Annotated in this window: 2 protein-coding genes and 1 pseudogene; all 3 read right to left on the reverse strand. The window is 42.7% G+C overall.

Annotation, left to right across the window (positions count from 1 at the left end):
* Positions 1-152 precede the first annotated feature (152 nt).
* Positions 153-569 carry a hypothetical protein gene (locus ACEW9J_RS05615; RefSeq protein WP_373544155.1) on the reverse strand — a complete coding sequence of 139 codons (417 nt, stop codon included), beginning with the start codon at positions 567-569 and terminating at the stop codon, positions 153-155.
* Positions 570-707: 138 nt separating this feature from the next.
* On the reverse strand, positions 708-1,310 hold the full coding sequence (locus ACEW9J_RS05620) for a hypothetical protein (protein ID WP_373544156.1): 603 nt from the start codon (positions 1,308-1,310) through the stop codon (positions 708-710).
* 116 nt (positions 1,311-1,426) lie between these two features.
* A pseudogene (locus ACEW9J_RS05625) lies at positions 1,427-1,777 on the reverse strand (type II toxin-antitoxin system YhaV family toxin); the annotation flags it as partial.
* Positions 1,778-1,836 lie beyond the last annotated feature (59 nt).

Consider the following 1,836-nt stretch of genomic DNA (forward strand, 5'->3'; position numbering starts at 1 on the left):
GTAATGATACTCTCTCAAACCTTTAGCCCTTGTCGGTTATGGACTAATTCAGAGAAGAAAATCCCAGAGGGGCAAAATAGTAGCATTCAGTTATAAATATGCTGATTCCCCCTTTTCGGGGATTAATACAAAAAACCCCAATATCATCCAGTCTAAAAGCACACAATTTGCGCTTGGCGGCATGAGTCACAAACGACTTCAAAGCCGCCAACCGCGCATTTACAGTACTCGCTGACAATTGAGCTTCGAGCAAATGTCCAAGGGTAGGCAATGACATACCCGACCTGCTCAAGGCAGCGCTTCGCTATCGCCTCCCGTTCGGACAAGTGCAAGAAAGCTACAATCGTCTCTGGGGAAACCGATACTTGGAATTCCCGCCGGAAAAAGTCTCTAAGTCCTGCGGCATAGGATCTCCGCGTGGCTGAGGAAATTTGCAGTTGGAGAAACTCATCCCAGACACCTGGCGCAACTGGTTTGACAGTCAACGGCTCTTCTACAGCAGCAGATCCACCCACGAGATTTGGGGGAGTAGTGCGAACGATCTTAATTTCAGGTAGTTTAATGCCCATTAATTTGGATCTTGTTGGTGAAAATCTCTTGCATAAAAAGTAACATGTTTGAGCGATTCTCGCACGATTCGATCGTTAACACTCAGAGCATTAGCTTAAATTTTATTGGCTAAATTTCTAGTTAAAAGTATGAGGAATTCAACTTTGACTATTGACCATCCACTTGAGAATACCGAGAATTCTGTCAAGTGGATTGAGTGAATATTCGGTGACATCGATCGTTAAATCCTGTCTCGTCAGCTTGAGAAACTGCCACTGTGTACCCGTGGTAACACTCCCATAAATAGTTGCTACTTCCTGAGTAGCTGCTTGATTGAACTTCTGGGCAGCAACCATCTCTGCTGCACACTGACCCCACCCGACATTGAGATCGCCTTTTTTAGCCTCAATCAAAATAATTGCTGGAGCTTGAATAACCAACTCATTCGGAGATCTGGTCAATAAAAAATCGCACGTTCCATTTAATCCTAGCTCTGGAGCAACATTAAAATCCACTCCAGAGAACAGTCCGATGCGTCGGTCTAGCAATTCACGCAACTCAAATAATAGTGGCGCGACGATCAATTCCGATCTGACTTTCTCCGTTCCCAATGTTGCTGCCAATGGAGCCGAGCGATCCAAAAATTCGTTGAGCCACCCGCTTGAAGTAAGTGGCGGGACATCATCAAAAAAGGTTCCTTGCAAAACATTTAGTTCAAACTGCTGCTGTACCTGAGCTAACGAAAAGTTGCTATACGCCATAAGACTTATAAAAGTAATTGGAATTGCTAGAGGATATGTGGGAAAATCCCTGTAAAAATTTGGATCGATCTGGCAATTGGAAAAATTCAACTTTAAAGTAAAGCTGTATGCTATGATTAAATTTCCTGATTAACTTTATCCAGGCGATCTATTTCACCTTTTACCGCTGCTAGTAATTCATCCCAATTATCAGGAGGATAACTGCGATCCAGCATCTTCTTGAAAACTAGATAAGCATCGGTATTACTATCATAGGCGCGTTTAGTGTCCTCGTCATTAACCCAAGCATAGACGATAATTTTACTTGTCTGATGAAATCGAAAGAACAATCGATACTGCTGAAAAAACTTAGCCCTAAACCAATGTTTGTAATCGTCTCCCAGTGTGGGGTTTTTTGTATTAATCCCCGAAAAGGGGGAATCAGCATATTTATAACTGAATGCTACTATTTTGCCCCTCTGGGATTTTCTTCTCTGAATTAGTCCATAACCGACAAGGGCTAAAGGTTTGAGAGAGTATCATTACT

Source organism: Chamaesiphon sp. (assembly GCF_041737865.1).
Lineage (GTDB): Bacteria > Cyanobacteriota > Cyanobacteriia > Cyanobacteriales > Chamaesiphonaceae > Chamaesiphon.

Excerpts from the sequence above, each read along its gene's own strand:
- ACEW9J_RS05615 (WP_373544155.1), bottom strand. The coding sequence starts at position 569 with ATGGGCATTAAACTACCTGAAATTAAGATCGTTCGCACTACTCCCCCA.
- ACEW9J_RS05620 (WP_373544156.1), bottom strand. The coding sequence starts at position 1,310 with ATGGCGTATAGCAACTTTTCGTTAGCTCAGGTACAGCAGCAGTTTGAA.